This is a genomic window from Tateyamaria sp. GN1-10 (assembly GCF_055693845.1).
The window spans coordinates 3,006,004-3,023,652 of record NZ_JBVFUR010000004.1 but is presented as its reverse complement, the minus strand read 5'-3'; the positions used below and the strand labels follow the sequence as shown (position 1 = coordinate 3,023,652).

The 17,649-nt window shown below is 60.8% G+C and carries 15 protein-coding genes and 2 pseudogenes; 10 read left to right on the top strand and 7 right to left on the bottom strand.

What is annotated here, in order from left to right; genetic code table 11:
- Positions 1–29: 29 nt before the first annotated feature.
- Entirely contained in the window at positions 30–1,169 is a 1,140-nt protein-coding gene (locus ACZ1HN_RS16930) for an alpha-hydroxy acid oxidase (RefSeq protein ID WP_472728340.1), read from the bottom strand.
- Between the two features lie 164 nt (positions 1,170–1,333).
- Here ACZ1HN_RS16930 and ACZ1HN_RS16925 point away from each other — a divergent pair.
- A pseudogene (locus tag ACZ1HN_RS16925) lies at positions 1,334–3,764 on the top strand (ATP-dependent helicase).
- Between the two features lie 203 nt (positions 3,765–3,967).
- Here ACZ1HN_RS16925 and ACZ1HN_RS16920 read toward each other — a convergent pair.
- From ACZ1HN_RS16920 to ACZ1HN_RS16900, 5 genes are all read right to left on the bottom strand, one after another.
- Complete coding sequence (locus ACZ1HN_RS16920; protein ID WP_472728339.1) at positions 3,968–4,681, bottom strand: sigma factor-like helix-turn-helix DNA-binding protein; 714 nt, start codon at positions 4,679–4,681, stop codon at positions 3,968–3,970.
- Positions 4,656–4,922: a sigma factor gene (locus ACZ1HN_RS16915; RefSeq protein ID WP_472728338.1), complete on the bottom strand. Its 267-nt coding sequence runs from the start codon at positions 4,920–4,922 to the stop codon at positions 4,656–4,658. Before ACZ1HN_RS16915 ends, ACZ1HN_RS16920 begins: the two co-directional genes overlap by 26 nt.
- Positions 4,919–5,467, bottom strand: a complete 549-nt coding sequence (locus ACZ1HN_RS16910) for a hypothetical protein (RefSeq protein ID WP_472728337.1) — start codon at positions 5,465–5,467, stop codon at positions 4,919–4,921. The genes ACZ1HN_RS16915 and ACZ1HN_RS16910 overlap by 4 nt, the downstream gene beginning before the upstream one ends.
- Positions 5,464–5,847, bottom strand: a complete 384-nt coding sequence (locus ACZ1HN_RS16905; protein ID WP_472728336.1) for a hypothetical protein — start codon at positions 5,845–5,847, stop codon at positions 5,464–5,466. The genes ACZ1HN_RS16910 and ACZ1HN_RS16905 overlap by 4 nt, the downstream gene beginning before the upstream one ends.
- Before the next feature lie 391 nt (positions 5,848–6,238).
- Positions 6,239–6,469 carry a DUF1127 domain-containing protein gene (locus ACZ1HN_RS16900; protein WP_299200833.1) on the bottom strand — a complete coding sequence of 77 codons (231 nt, stop codon included), beginning with the start codon at positions 6,467–6,469 and terminating at the stop codon, positions 6,239–6,241.
- 223 nt (positions 6,470–6,692) lie between these two features.
- Here ACZ1HN_RS16900 and ACZ1HN_RS16895 point away from each other — a divergent pair, with 223 nt between their 5' ends.
- Positions 6,693–7,766 (top strand): Mrp/NBP35 family ATP-binding protein, encoded by a 1,074-nt coding sequence (locus tag ACZ1HN_RS16895; protein ID WP_472728335.1) that lies wholly within the window; start codon positions 6,693–6,695, stop codon positions 7,764–7,766.
- Between the two features lie 10 nt (positions 7,767–7,776).
- Here the strand turns inward: ACZ1HN_RS16895 and ACZ1HN_RS16890 are convergent, their stop codons facing one another.
- On the bottom strand, positions 7,777–8,541 hold the full coding sequence (locus tag ACZ1HN_RS16890; protein ID WP_472728334.1) for a hypothetical protein: 765 nt from the start codon (positions 8,539–8,541) through the stop codon (positions 7,777–7,779).
- Between the two features lie 750 nt (positions 8,542–9,291).
- Between ACZ1HN_RS16890 and mraZ the strand changes: the two genes are divergently transcribed.
- The 8 genes and pseudogenes from mraZ to ACZ1HN_RS16850 all read left to right on the top strand — a co-directional run bounded on the left by mraZ (position 9,292) and on the right by ACZ1HN_RS16850 (position 17,594).
- Complete coding sequence (gene mraZ, locus ACZ1HN_RS16885; protein WP_299200824.1) at positions 9,292–9,783, top strand: division/cell wall cluster transcriptional repressor MraZ; 492 nt, start codon at positions 9,292–9,294, stop codon at positions 9,781–9,783.
- 2 nt (positions 9,784–9,785) lie between these two features.
- Positions 9,786–10,747, top strand: a pseudogene (rsmH, locus tag ACZ1HN_RS16880) (16S rRNA (cytosine(1402)-N(4))-methyltransferase RsmH).
- A complete protein-coding gene (gene ftsL / locus ACZ1HN_RS16875; protein WP_472728333.1) occupies positions 10,747–11,103 on the top strand; it encodes a cell division protein FtsL in 357 nt (118 codons plus the stop codon). Before rsmH ends, ftsL begins: the two are co-directional and overlap by 1 nt.
- The gene (locus tag ACZ1HN_RS16870) at positions 11,100–12,887 is read left to right on the top strand and encodes a peptidoglycan D,D-transpeptidase FtsI family protein (protein ID WP_299200811.1); all 1,788 of its coding nucleotides are present in this window, start codon (positions 11,100–11,102) and stop codon (positions 12,885–12,887) included. Before ftsL ends, ACZ1HN_RS16870 begins: the two co-directional genes overlap by 4 nt.
- A gap of 35 nt (positions 12,888–12,922) precedes the next feature.
- Positions 12,923–14,398 carry a UDP-N-acetylmuramoyl-L-alanyl-D-glutamate--2,6-diaminopimelate ligase gene (locus ACZ1HN_RS16865; RefSeq protein WP_472728332.1) on the top strand — a complete coding sequence of 492 codons (1,476 nt, stop codon included), beginning with the start codon at positions 12,923–12,925 and terminating at the stop codon, positions 14,396–14,398.
- Complete coding sequence (locus ACZ1HN_RS16860) at positions 14,395–15,843, top strand: UDP-N-acetylmuramoyl-tripeptide--D-alanyl-D-alanine ligase (RefSeq protein WP_472728331.1); 1,449 nt, start codon at positions 14,395–14,397, stop codon at positions 15,841–15,843. The genes ACZ1HN_RS16865 and ACZ1HN_RS16860 overlap by 4 nt, the downstream gene beginning before the upstream one ends.
- 12 nt (positions 15,844–15,855) lie before the next feature.
- Positions 15,856–16,938 carry a phospho-N-acetylmuramoyl-pentapeptide-transferase gene (gene mraY / locus ACZ1HN_RS16855; protein ID WP_299768786.1) on the top strand — a complete coding sequence of 361 codons (1,083 nt, stop codon included), beginning with the start codon at positions 15,856–15,858 and terminating at the stop codon, positions 16,936–16,938.
- Entirely contained in the window at positions 16,938–17,594 is a 657-nt protein-coding gene (locus tag ACZ1HN_RS16850) for an SDR family NAD(P)-dependent oxidoreductase (RefSeq protein ID WP_472728330.1), read from the top strand. The genes mraY and ACZ1HN_RS16850 overlap by 1 nt, the downstream gene beginning before the upstream one ends.
- Positions 17,595–17,649 lie beyond the last annotated feature (55 nt).

Sequence of the window (17,649 nt, the reverse complement as noted above, 5' to 3'; positions counted from 1 at the left end):
TGCCGACGGTCGGCTTGTGCTGGAAGGTTCTAGCTGTGCAAAAACGGTTTGGGCAGGTCCTGAAGCGCGCGCGCTCCAAGCTGCCCCATGTTGGCCTTCAAGTCTTCGGACAGAATGTGGGTCAGATGATCGATCCCGTCGGGTCCAAGGGCGGCAAGCGCATAATGCCATGCGCGGCCCAGCATGATGAAATCAGCGCCCGACGCCATGGCCCGCAGGATGTCCAGCCCGCCTTCGATCCCGCTGTCGAAGATGATGGGCAGGCGTGTCGCGCGTCGGACCGCTGGAAGCACTTCGATTGTGGCGGGGGCGGCATCGAATTGCCGACCGGCATGGTTCGAGACCCAGATGGCATCGACGCCAAGCCCTTCGAGCCGTTCGGCATCCGTACCACGCATCACCCCCTTGACCACGAAAGGCCCATCCCAGGCATCCCGCAGCCATGACACGTAATCCCAGTCTGGCGACGTGCGCAGCAGGTATCCGACATGTGCCGTGACGGGTAGGTTCTTGGTCGCTGCAGTGGCATAGGCATCCAGCATCCGCATATGCGGCATGCCCTTGCGCGCCATCGCCATGGCCCATGCTGGCCGCATGGCGATCTGCGCCATAAGGCGCGGGGTCAGGCGGGGTGGGTTGGTAATGCCGGATCGTGTTTGTCGTTCGCGTCGGGATGCCACGGGCACATCGACGGTCAGCACCAATGTCTTGAACCCGGCGGCACGGGCGCGGTCCAGCATGTCCTTGCGAATGCCTTCGTCACGTGGCGGGTACATCTGGAACCAGGCGTCCTTGCCCAGAACAGGGGCGACATCTTCTGGTGATGCAGCGGCGACCGTGGACAGGGTGTAGGGAAGGTTCAAACGTGCGGCCCCTTGGGCAAGATTGCGTTCGGCATCGGGCCACATCAGTCCCGACATGCCGACGGGGGCGATGCCAAAAGGCAGGGCGCGCTGCTGTCCCAAAAGGTTCGTTGAAAGATCGGTCTCGAATTCGCCATGTAGGATGGATGGAAGCAGCCCCACGCGGTTAAGCGCCGTGCGATTGCGGCGGCGCGTGGCCTCGTCGCCCGTGCCGCTGTCCAGATACTCCCAAACGAATTTCGGGATTCGCTGTTGTGCGCGGGTGCGCAGGTCGCTGAGGGCGGGATAGCGGCTGTTCAGATCCATGCGCGCGACTATGGACATGGGGGTGCGGCGCTGCAAGCCGTTGAATTCACGCATGCTCTGCCTGTTGGAGCCTCCGAACTGCGGTTTTGAAAGCGGTTAAGAGCGGTGGAACATCGCGTGAACATCAGTCTTTTCCTTTGAGTGCAGGCGCGATACATTGCGGCATGAGCAGTTTTGATGATCTTGACGCCTTTGAAGGGGCCTCTCTGTCCGCACGCGCCATGGCAGTGCGCCCGCAGCCTTATCTGGACGGCCTCAATCCGGCGCAGCGCGCGGCGGTAGAAAAGCTGGATGGCCCTGTGCTTATGCTGGCGGGCGCGGGTACAGGCAAAACCAGGGCGCTGACCGCACGGATCGTGCATCTGTTGAACACGGGGCGGGCGCGTCCGAACGAGATTCTGGCCGTCACCTTCACCAACAAGGCGGCGCGCGAAATGAAAAATCGCGTGGGCCAGATGCTTGGGCAGCCGATTGAGGGCATGCCGTGGATGGGCACGTTCCACGCTATTTGCGTGAAGCTTTTGCGCCGCCATGCCGAACTTGTGGGCCTCAAATCGAATTTCACAATTCTGGACACAGACGATCAGATCTCGCCTTTTGAAGCAGCTGGTTCAGGCGGCCAATATCGATGACAAACGTTGGCCTGCGCGCCAGTTGGCCAGCATCATCGACGGGTGGAAAAACCGCGCTCTGACACCTGACAAAGTGCCCGCGGCGGATGCGGGGGCCTACAATCACAAGGGCGTTGATCTTTATGCCCAGTATCAGCGCCGTCTGGTCGAGCTGAATGCCTGCGACTTTGGCGACCTGCTTTTGCATATGGTCACCATCTTTCAGGCCCACCCGGATATTCTGCAACAATATCAACGCTGGTTCGCGTTCATCCTTGTGGACGAGTACCAGGATACCAACGTCGCCCAGTACCTGTGGCTGCGGCTGTTGGCGCAGGGGCACAAGAACATCTGCTGTGTCGGCGATGATGACCAATCGATCTATGGCTGGCGTGGGGCCGAGGTGGGCAACATCCTGCGGTTTGAAAAGGATTTTCCCGGCGCGCATGTGGTGCGGCTGGAACAGAACTATCGCTCGACCCCGCATATCTTGGCGGCGGCATCCGGTGTCATTGATGGCAACGAAAACCGTCTGGGCAAGACGCTGTGGACCGACAAGGACGAGGGCGAGAAGGTGCGCCTGATCGGTCACTGGGACGGCGAGGAAGAAGCGCGCTGGATCGGGGAAGAGATTGAGGCGGCGCAGAAGGGCACGCGAGGTGTGCGTCCTATGTCATTGGAAGACATGTCTATTCTGGTCCGCGCCTCACATCAGATGCGCGCGTTTGAAGATCGTTTTCTGACCATTGGCTTGCCCTATCGCGTCATCGGTGGCCCGCGCTTTTATGAGCGGATGGAGATCCGGGATGCGATGGCCTATTTCCGAGTTGTCGTGTCGCCCGATGATGATCTGGCCTTTGAGCGGATCGTGAACACGCCCAAACGCGGCTTGGGGGACAAGGCGCAACAGACCATTCAGATTACGGCGCGGGCCAATGGTGTGCCATTGGTGGAAGGAGCGCGGTTGGCCGTTGAACAGGGGCTGATCAAAGGCAAGGGCGGTAAGGAATTGGGCGCGCTTGTGGATGGGATTGCCCGCTGGAATTCCAAGCTGCGGGGACCGCGCATTGAAGTGGCGCAGGACGATTCCGTAATTGACGAGGGGGTAGCGCCGCTGCGTGTCGAATACGGTCCACCGCCAGTGAGCCATATCGAATTGGCCGAGATCATTCTGGACGAAAGCGGCTACACTGCCCATTGGCAGAATGACAAGACACCCGAAGCGCCTGGCCGGCTGGAGAACCTGAAGGAACTGGTAAAAGCCCTTGAATCCTTTGAGAATTTGCAAGGATTCCTTGAGCACGTTTCGCTGGTCATGGACAACGCCAGCGAGGATGCCGAGGCGAAGGTGTCGATCATGACCCTGCACGCCGCCAAGGGTTTGGAATTCCCGCAAGTGTTCCTGCCGGGGTGGGAGGACGGGCTGTTCCCGTCGCAACGGTCGATGGATGAAAGCGGGATCAAGGGGCTCGAAGAAGAACGCCGCCTTGCCTATGTCGGGATCACCCGTGCGGAAGAGGTTTGCACCATATCCTTTGCGGCCAACCGGCGGGTGTTCGGGCAGTGGCAATCCTCCATGCCGTCGCGCTTTGTCGATGAGCTGCCCGAGGATCATGTGGATGTGTTGACGCCACCGGGCCTATATGGGGGTGGGTTTGGCGCTGCAGCCCCAAATATGGGGGGCGAGTCGCGGTTGCATCAGGCGGCGGCGGACGCGAATGTCTACAACTCGCCCGGCTGGAAGCGGTTGCAGGCGCGGGCCGGTGAGCGGCCCATGAGCCAACCCAAGGAAAGCCGGAACACGGTCATTGATCTGAATGCGGTGTCGGCTTTCACCATGGGGGAGCGGGTGTTTCACCAGAAGTTCGGTTACGGCGTCATCATCGGGATCGAGGGTGACAAGCTGGAAGTGGAGTTCGAGAAGGCGGGCACGAAGAAGGTTGTTTCGCGCTTTATATCCGGCACGGATGACATTCCGTTTTAGAGGTGTGGCGCGGCGCGGTTAACGCGCCGTGCGGTCCTTTCGATCTGGTAAACTGCGCGTTTTTCGCCGGAAACTGCACATTTTGATCCCTGTAAAACCCCGTGTTTTGGTGGCGTTTTTGCCAAACTGCGCATTTTGGGGCCGAAACTGCGTGTTTTGCTTGGCCGGACCGCGTTAACGATCCGGTCATTCTTGCCCATTGTTTACGTTTGCGCGGAGGGCTTAACTGTTTTGAAAGCTTTGCCGTCGGGCGGCTCTGTTTGCTGGCGCAAAGGCGCCCGCCCGCCGACCCGGTTCGCGATCATGTGTGGCAGCTTGTCCGGGTTGCGCATTGTGAACATCCAGCAGATCTGGCCCTGGGTGTTCAATGCCACAGTGAACAGTGTTTCAGCCCGACCGTTTTCGGTCATCAGCAGCGCGGGCTGGCCATTTGCGGTGACCGGTGTGGGCACGAGGACACCGGCATGTTTCAGCGTGACCGCGTGCGAGACCAGAACAATATCGTCCGGGCCGATGAGCGGACGGCGGGCCGCACGGGCCTTGGCCCCGCCATCCGAGATCGCGATGGCGTCTTCGGCCAGATATGATTTGGCGGCGTCGAGATCATTGCTGACGATGGCGGCGAGAAAGCCGCTGATCTGCGCGGCCCGCTTGCCCGCTGGTTGTGTCAGGTCCGGGGAGGATTGTGCGACGCGACGGTGGGCGCGGCTGACCAGTTGGCGGCAGGCGGCTTCGGATTTGTCCAGTGTCTGGGCGATGTCGGCATAGGAGGCATCGAACGCCTCGCGCAGGACAAATGCGGCGCGTTCGCTGGTGGGCAGCGTGTCCATCATCCAGAGCAGCGCCAGTTCACAGTCCTGCGCCTGGGAAAAGCTGTCTTCGGCGGTGTTTTCATCGATGATCAGGGGTTCGGGCAACCATGGCCCCACATAGGATCTCGCGCCGTGTCTTGGCCCGCCGGAGGCTGTCGATGGCAACCCGTGTTGCGGCTGTGCGCAACCATGCGGCGGGCGTTCGAATGGCTGTATGATCCGCTGCCGCCCATTTGAACCACGTGTCCTGAACCGCGTCTTCAGCGGCGGCACGTTCGCCGAGCATGCGGTAGCACAGGGCCGTGAGCATCGGCCGCTGTGCTTCGAATTGGTCGGTCCACGTCATGCAGCAACCGGGTCGGTGAGCGTGATGGACGTGCCGTTCACATCCAGCCGTTGGCACAGTTTGCCGTGACCCATGCCGCGCTTGAGTACGGGGTAGGCGCGGGTGAACGCAGCGGCAAAGGACGCTGCAACAACGGCGCGCGGGCCATGCGCCGTTTCGATCCGGGCGCGCAGCGCGTCAAGGGTTTCGTCGCCCCGGATCGCGGCCCAGGCAAACTGGTAGCCGAGGCCGAAGTCACCTGCCGCATCGGGCGCGCCGTTCAGGCTTGCCTGGATGTCTGCCGCACGTGCGCCATAGGCCAGGGCCATATCGACGGTTAGTTGCGCGCAGGGTCCACAATCGCCCTCGACAGCGGAGCCGACCATGGCCCCCATCCGAACATGATGTGCGGATTTGGGGCCAGCATAGGCGCTGACCTTTTGAAACAGGGTCAGGCGCAGACCTGCGCGTGTGTCGATGTCGATCAAGTCGTGCATGTACTGTGTATTGTAGTTGAACTGCTTGCCAAAGCGGCGGGCGCCGGAATGAAGAAATGCGCGGATCATGAGGTTTGCTCCTTGGGTTGCATTGAGAAAGCGATTGCAAGGCTTGTCCAGACCGGAAGCTGGATGCCCAACAGGTTGACGAGGGCGATCATGTCAAAGGCAAAGCCGCGATTGGCCCATATCGCGAGGTGATAGAGGGCGTGCAGCGCGGGCCAGCCCAACCCGACAATCAGGACATCGCGTGACCGTGTGCGTGCGGCGTGCAGGATGGCGAGCCCACTGACGCCAAGCACCAGTGCTATGTCGCGGATGAAATGAAGGTTGAACGGACCCATGGGCGCAACACCGGGGGTGTTGGCGTACCAGAACTGCGGCTGCGTCCACATCAAGACGCCCGAGGCCAAATAATAGATCCCTACGATCCAGAGAACACGCACCATGCGACTGTATCCTTGCCATTGTCATGATGATGACGTGGCAGGTCGGGCGTGTGTGACATCTGCGAACGAGTTTCTTGAATGTGGAAATAAAAAAGCGGCGGTCCCCAGGGAGGAGGGGGCCGCCGCCTTCGTCATGCCATCCGGTCAGGGAGGAGGAGGACCGGTTTGACAATCTCTGCACCGTTTTTGGTGCGGTATTCGTGCGACGACATTCGGGAGGAGGTGAATGCCGCCGCTCTTGCAACATCGCGTCGGTCAGGGAGGAGGAAGACCGAAAGTGCGATGTATTGCGGTGTTAAAGTGCGGCGACGCCAGGGAGGAGGAAGGCGCCGCCGCCAATTTCAGATGCCCCAGGGAGGAGGAGGGGCGATCTGATCCGTGTATTCCTTGTTTAGGCTGCGAGGTCGTTCGCAGATTCCCAAGCCACGCGCTTCAGTTCCGACCGGTGCAGACCCAAATCGGCCAGTTCGCGGTTGGACAGTGCGTTCAGCTCGGTGAACGTGGTGCGGAAGATGCGCTGTTTTGCGCGACGCTCTGCAGCAGCTTCAAACACGCGGGCAACCGTGCCGAGGGTACGTTCGACCAGGTCGCTGCGACGTGCTACATCATTGTAATAGGCCATGTTCTTTGCCTCATGCTCGTTTCGTTGACCTGAATATAAGCCAATGCTGCGGGTGCACAATACACACCAATTCAATGCTGCTATGCAGCAATTGCATGGGGTTGAGGTCCAAAGCCTAGGCAATGTGCACAAGGATGCGGCGTTTGCTTCGGGGCGGTTTGCAAGCTCTTGTAAGACGCGAAATTTATGCCATTTCTTTCACCATAAAGCGGGGAAATCGAGCATGGCTGTCACGAAGCAAATTGTTATGGACGCGCTGACGCGCGTGGGAATGCCGGACGGTGGTGATCTGATCAGCCGGGATTTGATTCGCGCGGTGCAGGTGCAGGGCAATGCCGTGCAGTTTGTGATCGAGGCACCCACCCCGGAACTGGCGGCCAAGATGGAACCCGTGCGTGCCGCTGCCGAGGCGGCCGTCCGGTCGTTGGAAGCCGTGGGCGACGTGCGCGTTGCGTTGACGGCACATGGTCCTGCGAAAAAGCCTGCGGCCCCGCCCAGCCTGAAAATCGGGGGACATCCAAAGCCACAGGACGGACCCACCAAGCCCACAGGTGTCAAACGCATCCTTGCCATCGGATCCGGCAAGGGCGGTGTCGGTAAATCCACCGTGTCGTCGAACCTGGCCGTGGCGCTTGCCAAGCAGGGACGCAAGGTCGGGCTGCTGGATGCAGATATATACGGTCCGTCTCAGCCCCGGATGATGGGGGTAAACAAGCGGCCGGCGTCGCCCGATGGCAAAACCATCATTCCATTGCATGCCCATGGCGTAACGCTGATGTCCATCGGGTTCATGATGGAAGAAGGCAAGGCCGTGGTTTGGCGTGGCCCCATGCTGATGGGCGCGCTTCAACAGATGCTGGGGCAGGTCGAGTGGGGTGAGTTGGACATTTTACTTGTCGACCTGCCGCCCGGCACTGGCGACGTACAGCTGACCTTGTGCACCAAGTCCGAACTGTCCGGGGCCATTGTTGTCAGCACACCGCAGGATGTCGCATTGATTGACGCCCGCAAGGCGCTGGACATGTTCGCCACGCTCAAGACACCTGTTTTGGGGCTGATCGAGAACATGTCGATGTTTGTGTGTCCGGACTGCGGATCAGAGCATCAGATTTTCGGCCAGGGCGGTGTGACCGCCGAGGCGGAAAAGATGGGTATTCCGCTTTTGGGCGCATTGCCCATTGATCTTGAGACCCGTTTGGCCGGGGACGGGGGCACGCCCGTGGCCGTGGGGGATGGGCCGATGGCCCAAGCCTACGCCCGTATTGCCGATGGATTGATCAAGGGTGGGATGGCCTGAGCTGGGTGGTTCAGACCTCGCGCCCTTCGACGGCAATGCCATATAGAGTTGTCAGGATGCTTGCGCTGACCAGCGCGAACAGAACCGAGGTGATCACGCTGACCACGCCCAGGATGTAGGGCGCAGGCAGGACGCTGATCACGAGGTTCAGGACAAAGTCCACGACGCCGAGAATGATGGTCAGCCCGATGATTGCACCCGACAGGGGGCGGGACGCGGCCCAGCTTTCGGACATCTTCATGTTTTTGCCGATCGTGCAGGCCGGCAGGATCAGGCTGAGCCGCAACAACACCCAGCCGAGAATGGCAAACAGTGGGATCGCGGCCAGATTTGTGAGAATGTCATTGCCCGTCGACGCAATGACGCCCAAAGGCACAAAGAGCGGGATGGCAGCGATGCCGACGATGATGCCCAACAGAAGGCTGCGCCCGAAATAGCCCAGCACGATACCCGCGCCCGGCGTGAAGCCACCGTCGCGCTGCCCCTCGGGCAGAAGCACATAGCGGTGCCAGGCGGCGACCATCATGATGTAGCCAACAGCCATAACAAGGATTGCCACAACTGCGGCGCCTGCGTTGCCAAATGCATCAGGGTTGAACGCGTCCGTTTCGGTCGCAAGCATCATCGAGCCGAACATGTTTGGTGTCAGGGTCAGGAACAGGACAACCGACAGCGCGACAAGGCTGACGCCCACATAGGTGGCACGCAGCGTGGCGCCGAGATCGTGGAAGACCATTGTGAAGGCGTGTGTGAAGATGCGAACGGCGTTGGACATGTCTGCTCCTGTGTCGGATACCCGCTGCGTGTTGCCGTGTTGCGGGAGGGTGCGCAAGGGATTTCATGGGTGGCGGAAGAATATGGCGCCACGATCATGGGAATTCATGGTCAAACGGTATCAAACTTGATCTGATTCAGATCAATTCTGTGTTTATTGCTTGCATTGTGTGAGAACAAAATAAAAACATCCGCAGGTGTTGTGGTTGTGGTGAAATTTTTTGGGAATTTATGGGTTATGCCGCATCGGGTGGGTGAGGTCTACATGTTGTGTCTGATTTCCGGTGAGCAACATGATAAGCGGCATTTTAATCGGTTTTAGGCTTAAATATGGGATTTTGGGCTTACATATAGATGCGCAGCTATCCCCGGGGGCCGCAAAAAACCATTGCTTCCCATGTTTTCCCACGTCATACCTAATGACATCAGATGAGAACGAGCACGGGGCAACAAACGACCCCAAGCAAAAAACAAAACTCTAGCAGGTTTCATACAGGCACCTCGCTTTCATCAGACCAGAGATCCGGCGCGCGAGCGAGCAGACATCCCCCCAGGTGGCGCGCGCAGCTGGACATCCCGCGAGACGGGACGAGGGCGGCGGGTTGATCAGTGGCAGCAGATCAACCCGCCGTTTCCATTTCTCGCCCCCGAAGGGTGGCGGGAAACACAAGCCCCGGCAAGAGGGCGCAGGTGACTGGGGAACGAATTTGAAGCGCTGGGGCGCGGAAACGAAATAGGGACGGGCCAAACAGTGGCACGCAGGTTCAGAGGCGAAAGCGACCACAAGGTGGACGCAAAGGGGCGGGTGTCTATCCCGGCCTCGTTTCGTCGTGTGATCGAAGCCTGCGACCCCGACTGGACTGACGGCCTGCCACCCCGTGTGATCATCGTCTATGGTGGCGCGACCCGCGGTTACCTTGAAGGCTTCACGATTGAAGCCATGGACGAGGTGGACGCCAAGATTTCCAAATTCCCACGAGGGTCCGCCAAGCGGAAGGCGATGGAGCGGCTGTACAGCGCGCAGGCCATCGAAACCGTCGTGGATGACACGGGCCGCATCGTGCTGCCCGCCAAGCTGCGCGAGAAAATCGGTCTTGATGGCATGGCGCGCTTTATATCTTCGGGCGATACGTTCGAGATCTGGCAGCCCGACGCCTATGACGAGAGTATAGCGGCGCTGGACGATGATGGGTTCGATCCGGACCTGGACCCGTCAGCCTACCTTGACGGGGACATGGACTAGGAATGGCTGGGGGGCCACATATTCCGGTTCTGATCGACGCGATCCTACAGCAATGTGCGCCGATTGAAGGCACGTGGCTTGATGGCACATTTGGCGCCGGGGGCTACACCCGCGCGTTGCTTGAGGCGGGTGCCGATCGGGTGATCGCCGTTGATCGCGACCCGCTTGCGTTCGAGATGGCCGCCGGTTGGGCGGATGCCTATGGCGACCGTATCACGATGCAACCCGGTGTGTTTTCCAAGCTGGATCAGTATGGCGCGGGTTTGGACGGTGTTGTGCTGGACCTTGGTGTGAGTTCAATGCAACTGGATCGGGCTGAGCGCGGCTTTTCCTTCATGAAAGACGGGCCTCTGGACATGCGCATGTCGCAGGATGGGCCATCCGCTGCGGATATCGTGAACGAAGCCGATGAAGGCGTGCTGGCTGATATTCTGTTTCAGTACGGAGAAGAGCGGGCGAGCCGCCGTATTGCGCGGGCGATCATCACGGCGCGTCCAATCACCACGACAATGGCGCTGGTGGGCGTGATCGAGAAATGCCTGCCGCGTCCCAAGCCCGGTCAATCGCATCCTGCCACACGCAGCTTTCAGGCGCTACGCATTGCGGTGAACAACGAATATGATGAGCTGTATCAGGGACTTATGGCCGCAGAGCGGGCATTGAAACCCGGCGGCAAGCTGGCTGTTGTGACCTTCCATTCGGTCGAGGACCGGATGGTCAAACGTTTCATGACGGCGCGGGGGGGCGGCAAGCCAACCCCAATCGTTACGCGCCCGAGGTCGAGGCCGCACCCGCGCAGTTCGAATTGAAGACCCGCAAGGCTATTGGGCCCGACAGGGATGAGCTGGACATGAACCCGCGCAGCCGGTCGGCCAAGCTGCGGGTGGCGGTGCGCACCGATGCGCCCGCCGGAGAGATTGACGCAAAGAGTATTGGTATGCCGCAGGTCAAGGGGGCCATCTGATGCGCACGGTTTTGTATATTTTGACCACGTTGGCCGTGATTGGCCTGGCTTTCTGGGCCTATCGCGAGAACTACGCGACGCAAGAGGTGCTGTCCAAGACGGACAGGTTGCATCGCGACATTCGCATGGCGCATTCGCGGCTGGCCGTTCTCAAGGCCGAATGGGCCTATCTGAACCGTCCGGACCGGTTGCGTGATCTGGCCGACATCAACTTTGATCGGCTTGGCCTGATGCCCTTCCGCCCTGACCAGTTTGGTCACGTGGATGAGGTTGCGTATCCTGCGCCCCCGCTGCTGGTCATCGACAATGCGGTCGAAGTGTCCGGTGAATTGCCCGAGGATGGAGAGCAGCCATGACCCGCACGCCTCTGCGCCCATTGGCCCGCATTCTGCCTGCACGCGCTGCCGGCGAAAGCACCGAGGCGATCGAGCGTGAAAACCTGCGTGCCCGTCACGAGGAAATGCGCGACCGGTCGCGTCAGCGCGCCGAAGGGCGTTTGCTGGTTTTGGGCCTGTTCTTTTTCTGCGCCTTCGTGACCGTCGCTGTACGCATGGGTGTGCTGGCGACGTCCGAACCGGTTGAACCGCGTGCGAGTGCCCAAGGGGCGGCCATTTCAGCGGCCCGTGCGGACATCGTGGACCGGAACGGGCGTTTGCTGGCAACGAATTTTGAGACCCATGCGCTGTATGCCCAGCCACCGCAAATGGTGGACCCCGTGGCATCTGCCAAGGGATTGGCCGCGATCTTCCCCGATCTGAAGGAGGAGGAGCTGCTGAAGGACTTCACCGGCAAGCGCAAGTTCCTTTGGATTCGCAAGAAAATCAGCCCCGAACAGATGCAGGCCGTGCACGAGATCGGCGATCCCGGGCTGCTGTTTGGTCCGCGGGACATGCGGCTTTATCCCAACGGAACGCTTGCCGCCCATGTTCTGGGCGGGGCGAGTTTCGGCAAGGAAGGTGTGAGTGCGGCCGAGGTGATCGGTGTTGCCGGTGTCGAAAAGCAGTTCGACGACTACCTGCGCGACCCCGCCAACGGGCAGAAGCCGCTGGAACTGGCGCTGGACCTGACGGTGCAGGCGGCGGCGGAACGTGTGCTTTATGGCGGCATGAGGCTGATGAATGCCAAGGGCGCGTCGTCGGTTCTGATGGATGTGCACACCGGCGAGGTCATCTCGGTCGTGTCGTTGCCGCATTTCGACCCCAACAATCGCCCGCGACCGGCCACGAAAGGTGATCAGAGCGACAGCCCGCTTTTTAACCGGTCGGTGCAGGGGGTGTATGAGCTGGGTTCGGCGTTCAAGATCTTCACGGCCGCACAAGCCGTGGATCTGGGTATTGTATCACCGTCGACTATCATCAACACCGCGGGTCCCATGCGAGTGGGTGGCTTCCGCATCGGGGAGTTCCGCAACAAGAATTACGGCAAGCTGAGCGTCGCCGACATCGTCGTGAAGTCGTCGAACCGCGGCACGGGCCGCCTGGTGTTGCAGATCGGCAAGGAGCGGCAGCAGGAGTTCCTGAAAAAGATGGGCTTTTTCGAGCCCACGGATTTCGAGATCGTGGAGGCGCGCACCGGCAAGCCGCTGCTGCCCAAACGCTGGACCGACCTGAGCGCTGTGACGGTGAGCTATGGTCATGGTCTGTCGTCTTCGCCCATGCACCTTGCGGCAGGCTATGCGGCCATTGCCAATGGTGGCCGCATGGTCAAGCCCACGATCCTCAAGCAAGATGGCCCCCGTTTCGGCGAACGAGTGATGAGCGAGGGCACCGCCCGCGCTGCGCGTGCAATGCTGCGTAAGGTGGTAACAGATGGTACGGCCAGCATGGCCGAAGTGCCGGGATATGCCGTGGGTGGCAAGACGGGCACCGCCGACAAGCCCAAGCCGCGCGGTGGATACTACGACGACAAGGTGATCGCGACCTTTGCCACGATGTTCCCCGCGCATGATCCCAAATACGTGCTGGTCGTGACGTTGGATGAGCCGGTGGAGACGAGCGGAGACAAACCGCGCCGCAGCGCCGGGTGGACGGCGGTGCCTGTCGCCGCCGAGATGATTGGCCGGATCGCGCCGCTTCTGGGCCTGCGCCCAAGCGTTGAACCTGTCACTCTCGCTGATATAACGCTGACCAGCAGCAACTGAGGTGCATTTCGCATCCGAACCATAGGGCCAGCAATATGGGCGCGCAGGCACGATCACTTTCATCGCTGGGCCTGACCGCCCGGGGTGGGGCCAATCCCGATATCACCGGCATTGCCGTGGACAGCCGCGAGGTGAAGGACGGGTTCCTGTTCGCCGCCATGCCGGGCAGCCGCGTGCATGGGGCGGAGTTTATTCAATACGCGGTGCGCATGGGCGCGGCGGCGGTTCTGACCGATGCCGAAGGGGCCGCGCTGGCCGCTGACTGGCTGGAGGGTGTCGCGGTTGTCGTCACCGATGCCCCGCGCGAGATGCTGAGCCGAACCGCCGCCCTGTGGTTTGGTGGTCAGCCCGATGTGATGGTCGCCGTCACCGGGACCAACGGCAAGACATCCGTATCGACCTTTGTGCGCCAGATCTGGATCGAGATGGGGTTGGCCGCCGTGAACCTTGGCACAACGGGTGTTGAGGGCGCTTGGACCGCTCCGCTTGCTCACACCACGCCAGAGCCGATCACGCTGCACCTCACCTTGGCAGAAGCGAAGGCCAATGGGATCACCCATGCGGCGATGGAAGCCTCATCTCACGGCCTTGATCAGCGCAGGCTGGATGGCGTGACGCTGAAAGCAGCTGGGTTCACGAACTTTACCCAGGATCATCTGGACTACCATCACACGTTCGAAGCGTATTTTGATGCCAAGGCCGGCCTGTTTGCGCGCGTGCTGCCTGAGGATGGCGTGGCTGTGATCAACATGGATGATGCGCGTGGCGTGGACATGGCCGCCATTGCACGCGCACGCGGTCAAACGGTGTTGGCCGTTGGCCGCGACGGCGGTGACATTTGCCTGACAGCACAGCGTTTTGACACCACGGGGCAGGATGTGCGGTTCGAATACGAAGGCAGGGCCTATACCACCCGTTTGCCCCTGATCGGCGGTTTTCAGGCCGACAACGTGATGCTGGCCTGCGGGTTGGTGATTGCCTGTGGCGCCGAACCTGCCGAGGTCTTTGAGACATTGCCGCATTTGGGAACTGTCCGGGGGCGTATGCAGCTTGCCGCAACACGCGAGAATGGTGCTGCCGTTTTCGTGGACTACTCTCACACGCCCGATGCGGTTGAGACGGCGCTCAAGGCGATGCGCCCCCATGTCATGGGCCGCCTGATCGCCGTTGTTGGCGCGGGCGGTGATCGGGATGCAGGCAAGCGCCCATTGATGGGGCAGGCCGCGGCCGAGAATGCGGATATCGTTTTTGTCACTGACGACAACCCGCGCAGCGAGGATCCCGCGTTGATCCGTACCGCCGTTATGGAAGGGTGTCCGGACGCGACTGAAGTTGGCGACCGGGCCGAGGCGATCCTGCGCGCTGTGGATGCGCTTGGCCCTGGTGACGCGCTTTTGATTGCGGGCAAGGGGCACGAGACGGGCCAGGTGGTTGGCGATGATGTGTTGCCCTTTGACGATGTGGAACAGGCCAGCGTGGCAGTGGCTGCCTTGGAAGGACGATTGACATGACGCTTTGGACCTCAGCCGAGGCTGCTGCCGCAACGGGTGGTCAGGCCACGACGGATTGGACGGCCACGGGTGTCTCGATCGATACGCGGACCTTGCAGCCCGGTGATGTGTTTGTGGCGCTCAAGGCGGCGCGGGACGGGCACGAATTTGTTGCTCAAGCGCTTGAGAGCGGGGCCGCGGCGGCCCTTGTGACCCATGTTCCGGACGGTGTGGCCGATGATGCGCCTTTGCTGATCGTCGAGGATGTTCTGGAGGGGTTGGAGGCGCTGGGTGTTGCGGCACGTGCCCGCACGGAGGCCCGTGTGGTCGCCATCACGGGATCCGTTGGCAAAACCTCGACCAAGGAAATGCTGCGCGCGATCCTGTCGGATCAGGGGCGCACCCATGCCTCTGTCGCCAGTTACAACAATCACTGGGGCGTGCCGCTGACCTTGGCGCGGATGCCCAAGGATACGGAATATGCCGTGATCGAGATCGGGATGAACCATCCCGGCGAAATCGCGCCCTTGGCAAAGATGGCCCGCCCGCATGTCGCAATGATTACAACCGTGGCGGCTGCGCATCTGGAAGCCTTCGAGAATATCGAAGGGATCGCGGTCGAGAAGGCATCGATCATTGATGGGTTGGAGTATGGCGGTGCAGCGGTGCTGAACAACGATTGCTCAACCGCCGCGATCCTGCAGGCCAAGGCGCATGATGCCAAGCGCCGCGACATTGGCTTCGGTGAACACGGCTTTGATTTCAAATTGAAATCTGTGGATTTGCAACGCGATACAACCGTGGTGCAGGCCGAGGCGCATGACGTTCCGCTGCTGTTCAAGATCGGCGCGGTGGGCAGACACTATGCCATGAACGGTTTGGGTGCGTTGGCCGCAGCCGAGGCGCTTGGTGCGGATCTGGCGCTTGCGGCGCAATCGCTGGGCCGGTGGTCGCCGTACCAAGGGCGTGGTGCGAGAGAGGTTGTCGTGTTGGATCCGGTTGAAACGCATATGACGCTTGAACTGATCGATGACAGCTACAACGCCAATCCGACGTCGATGGGCGCGGCACTTGAGGTATTGGCGGCAGCGGAAGTGACCCATGACATCGGGCGCGTCAGCAAGGGGCGGCGGATCGCCTTTGTCGGTGACATGAAGGAACTGGGCGATGAAGGCCCCGCGATGCATGCCGAGATTGCCGAATTGCAGTCGCTGTCAGCCATTGACGTGATCCATTGCGTTGGCCCGTTGATGAAGCACCTGCACCAGGCGTTGCCTGCGGACAAACAGGGGCAGTGGACCGAAACGTCAGATGAGATGGCAGGACAGGTGCGGCGTCGGCTGGACAGCGGGGACGTGGTGCTGGTCAAGGGCTCGCTCAGCATGAAACTGGCGCTGGTCGTTGACGCGATCCGCAAAATGGGCCATCCGATGGTTAAGGGCGAAGACCCACAAAATAATGCGTAGGGACAGGCAGGCATGCTCTATTGGTTGACGGCACTTTCGGATGGCGGGGACTTTTTCAACCTGTTCCGCTATATCACTTTTCGGGCCGGGGGCGCGTTTCTGACGGCTCTGGTCTTTGGATTTCTGTTTGGCCGTCCGCTGATTGCGGTGTTGCGGCGCAAGCAGGGCAAGGGCCAGCCGATCCGCGATGACGGTCCCGAGGGGCACTTTTCGAAGGCCGGGACGCCAACGATGGGCGGGCTGTTGATTGTTGGCGCGCTGGCGACCTCAACGCTGTTATGGGCGCGCTGGGACAACCCGTTCATGTGGATCGTGCTGGGGGTTACGCTTGCCTTCGCCCTGATCGGTTTTGCCGATGATTATGCCAAGGTGTCCAAGCAAACCACGGCAGGTGTGCCCGGTAAGATACGGCTTTTGCTTGGGTTTCTGATTGCTGGCATTGCTGCCTATTTTGCCACGATCAGTCATCCGGACGATCTACAGAACCAATTGGCTGTGCCTGTGCTCAAGGACGCGCTGATCAATCTGGGCATACTGTTCATTCCGTTTGCCATCATCGTCATCGTCGGTGCTGCCAATGCCGTGAACCTGACGGACGGGCTGGATGGGCTGGCCATCATGCCGGTGATGATCGCGGGTGGGACGCTGGGTATCATTGCGTACGCCGTTGGGCGGGTTGATTTCACCGAGTATCTGGATGTGCACTACGTGCCGGGCACGGGCGAGCTTTTGATCTTTACCTCCGCTCTTTTTGGCGGGGGGCTTGGGTTCTTGTGGTACAACGCGCCCCCTGCGGCCGTTTTCATGGGCGACACCGGGTCTTTGGCGCTGGGTGGTGCTTTGGGCGCGATCGCCGTTGCGACGAAGCACGAATTGGTTCTGGCCATCGTGGGTGGCCTGTTCGTGGTCGAAGCGCTGAGCGTGATCATTCAGGTCCTGTATTTCAAGCGCACGGGCAAGCGGGTGTTCCTGATGGCCCCGATCCATCACCATTATGAGAAAAAGGGATGGGCCGAGCCGCAGATCGTGATCCGGTTCTGGATCATCTCCCTGATCCTTGCGATGATCGGTCTCGCCACGTTGAAGGTGCGGTAGTGCCCCGTGCGCTGATCACCGGCGGCAACCGAGGGATCGGATATGCCATGGCGCAGGGCCTGCTGGTGCGGGGATGCGACGTTGTGATCGGGGCAAGAGATGCGCAGGCCGGGGCAAAGGCCGCGACCGAATTGGGCTGCGATTGGGTGCATCTTGATCTTGAGGACGCCGCCAGTTTTGCACCGGCCATTGAGGCCGCTGGTGGTGTAGACATCCTGATCAACAATGCAGGTATTCTGATCGAGGACAGCATGGTGCGCCATCCCGAAGGTCTGCGGCGGTCTATGCAGGTGATGTTCCATGCACCGTTCGAGCTGATCCTTCTGTGTCTGCCGCACATGGAGCAGGCTGGGCAGGGGCGGATCATCAATGTGAGCTCGGGCTGGGGCGCTTATGACGAAGGTATGGAAGGTCCCGGTGGATATGGTGTGGCCAAGGCGGCGCTGAATGCGCTGAGTTTTGCACTGCCGCGCGATCTGCCGCCGGGAGTGACCGTCAACGCGATGTGCCCCGGTTGGGTGCATACGCGCATGGGAGGGGCTGCTGCACCGGGGACGCCTGAGCAGGGCGCCGATACAGGCATCTGGCTTGCCCTGGACGCGCCTGCTGATGTTACCGGGAAGTTCTTTCGCAACCGGCGGGAAAAGGCGTGGTGATGATCCTTCTTCTGGCTGAAAATACCTCGGGGAGGCCGCAGGCCGGGGGCAGAGC

What these genes read in the sequence shown, in the direction of transcription:
- ACZ1HN_RS16930 (WP_472728340.1), bottom strand. Translation starts at nt 1,169, where the DNA reads ATGGATCTGAACAGCCGCTATCCCGCCCTCAGCGACCTGCGCACCCGC.
- ACZ1HN_RS16915 (WP_472728338.1), bottom strand. Translation starts at nt 4,922, where the DNA reads ATGACGTGGACCGACCAATTCGAAGCACAGCGGCCGATGCTCACGGCC.
- ACZ1HN_RS16910 (WP_472728337.1), bottom strand. Translation starts at nt 5,467, where the DNA reads ATGATCCGCGCATTTCTTCATTCCGGCGCCCGCCGCTTTGGCAAGCAG.
- ACZ1HN_RS16905 (WP_472728336.1), bottom strand. Translation starts at nt 5,847, where the DNA reads ATGGTGCGTGTTCTCTGGATCGTAGGGATCTATTATTTGGCCTCGGGC.
- ACZ1HN_RS16900 (WP_299200833.1), bottom strand. Translation starts at nt 6,469, where the DNA reads ATGGCCTATTACAATGATGTAGCACGTCGCAGCGACCTGGTCGAACGT.
- ACZ1HN_RS16895 (WP_472728335.1), top strand. Translation starts at nt 6,693, where the DNA reads ATGGCTGTCACGAAGCAAATTGTTATGGACGCGCTGACGCGCGTGGGA.
- ACZ1HN_RS16890 (WP_472728334.1), bottom strand. Translation starts at nt 8,541, where the DNA reads ATGTCCAACGCCGTTCGCATCTTCACACACGCCTTCACAATGGTCTTC.
- ftsL (WP_472728333.1), top strand. Translation starts at nt 10,747, where the DNA reads ATGCGCACGGTTTTGTATATTTTGACCACGTTGGCCGTGATTGGCCTG.
- ACZ1HN_RS16870 (WP_299200811.1), top strand. Translation starts at nt 11,100, where the DNA reads ATGACCCGCACGCCTCTGCGCCCATTGGCCCGCATTCTGCCTGCACGC.
- ACZ1HN_RS16865 (WP_472728332.1), top strand. Translation starts at nt 12,923, where the DNA reads ATGGGCGCGCAGGCACGATCACTTTCATCGCTGGGCCTGACCGCCCGG.
- ACZ1HN_RS16860 (WP_472728331.1), top strand. Translation starts at nt 14,395, where the DNA reads ATGACGCTTTGGACCTCAGCCGAGGCTGCTGCCGCAACGGGTGGTCAG.
- mraY (WP_299768786.1), top strand. Translation starts at nt 15,856, where the DNA reads ATGCTCTATTGGTTGACGGCACTTTCGGATGGCGGGGACTTTTTCAAC.